This is a genomic window from Faecalibacterium sp. An192 (assembly GCF_002160175.1).
GTDB lineage: Bacteria > Bacillota > Clostridia > Oscillospirales > Ruminococcaceae > Faecalibacterium.
On record NZ_NFKB01000118.1, the window covers coordinates 1 to 2,002 of the forward strand.

The following is a 2,002-nucleotide window of genomic DNA, read 5'->3' on the forward strand; positions in this document are numbered from 1 at the left end:
GCGTAATCGGCTGGGTCGGCGGTGTTACCACCGCTTTCCCGCCTAAGAACCGTACGTGACAGATTTCCCGTCATACGGCTCAAGCATTTCATCACTTTTTCAAGCGGCACTCAGCGTAGATTTGCTGGCAGGCACAGTGGACGTACCGCATATTGCGAATATCTTCTGTGCCCGCTTTGGACTTTGGCCTGAGATAGAAGATTTCTCTCTCCTCGCTCACGTCCATCGGCATACCGCAGTGGTAGCACAGACCTTTCTGGTTTTTCCAAATGGTCTTGAATTTGCCAGTAAGCCTGCGCATTCCCTTATCGAACTTTCTTTTTCGGAAATACTCCGTATCGAGGAACGGATTTGCAGTTGTTTTTACTTTGGTGTGCCGCACGATTGCCGTACTGTCCACCCGTATCAACTTCTTTTTATCCGTAGAGAACACCCAATTTTGGTTTTGCACTCGATGCCAGTACCTGGCCGAGATCCACCATTTATTCTTCTTTGGGTGCCGTCTTTTGGCCCACCGCCACAGCAGTTCGTACAGGACGTAATCCAGATGCGTGAACGCATAGCTCGCACATACGGACTGGTGGTAGTTGGTCCAACCTCGAATCTGTTCGTTCAACTTCATAATCAGAACATCCTGTTCCCACGCTTTTCCCCTGCGGAGAATCGTGTCCGAGAGGTTGGAAACAATGGCTTTCACAGCCTTCTTGGATGGCTTGATGATCAGCTTTTCGCTGTATTTTCTAAAGTTCCATCCAAGGAAGTCAAAGCCGTCGTCAATGTTGGTGACGACAGTCTTTTCTTCGGATAGTTCCAAACCTCTTTGCGCGAGAAACTCCCGGATGACTTCTTTGGCTTCAAGAGCCAGCTCCGGGGTTGCTGCTGTGACGACGAAATCATCTGCATAGCGCACAAAGTTCACCTTGTGGGCATTCTTGAATCGAATATCCACTTTGCCGAGCGCGTTTGTGTGGAATCGCTCAACCAGCCGCTTTTCCATCCCATCCAGCGTCATGTTCGCCAGAATAGGGGAAATAATGCCGCCCTGCGGAGTGCCTTCCTCTGTGGGAAAGAGTTCGCGCTGGTAGATGAACCCTGCTTTCAGGAACTGTTTCAGGATGCTCTTATCCATTGGGATATTTGCCAACAGCCAATCATGGCTGATGTGGTCAAAACAGCCCTTGATGTCACCCTCCAGAATCCATTTCGGAGAGATGTGTTTGCGTGAGAGCGCTGTGAAGAGATATTCACAGGCGTCCTGCGCACACCTTCCTTTTCGGAAACCAAAGGATTTCCCGTCTGCCGTTGTTTCCGCAACAGGCTCCAATGCCAGAGCGTAGAGAGCCTGCATAGCGCGGTCGTACATGGTGGGGATGCCCAATGGACGTTTTTTCTTCTTGTCCTTCTTCTCAATATAAACTCTGCGGAGAGGACGCGCACGATACCCTTTATCTGTCAGCGACAGGACCGCTTTCATTTTCTTCGCCGGCGTGTTCCAGAGAACACCGTCCACGCCGGGCGTCTTGCGTCCGTCGTTGGTGACGACGCGCTTAACGGCCAGCGCTTTGGCATAAAAGGAATGTGTCAGAAGATACTGAAGTCGTTTTACTGCGTTATAGTCGTTTTGCTGAGTTGCCTTGACAATCCTGACTTGTAGCCTGTTAACTTCCCGTTCGGCTCTGCGCCAGTCAATGGATTTCCATTGTGCGCCGAGCTTTGCTTCGTCCGATTGCTTCTCAGAAGTTTTACCTTCCGTCGTTGAATACAAATCGTTCACAGGTATACCTCCAATCTTGCCATGAAATACCTGGAATAAGTCAGCGCCCTTTCGGGCCAGGGCAAATTTTGAACCCCTATGCTCACCATTACAGTGAGCCATTCGCTTTTTATTCCCTCTTATGCCCTCTGCACCATTTCTTCCTCTTGCGAGGTCGATACCTTTATGAAAAAGGAGTGCATAGGGGTTTCCACGTTCCACGTAATGCATAATTCATGAATGCCTTAG

General features: G+C 49.9%; 1 protein-coding gene. It reads right to left on the reverse strand.

Annotation, left to right across the window (positions count from 1 at the left end; all coding sequences use genetic code 11):
- Positions 1-91: 91 nt before the first annotated feature.
- The gene (gene ltrA, locus B5F27_RS16125; RefSeq protein ID WP_087369055.1) at positions 92-1,774 is read right to left on the reverse strand and encodes a group II intron reverse transcriptase/maturase; all 1,683 of its coding nucleotides are present in this window, start codon (positions 1,772-1,774) and stop codon (positions 92-94) included.
- Between the last annotated feature and the right edge of the window lie 228 nt (positions 1,775-2,002).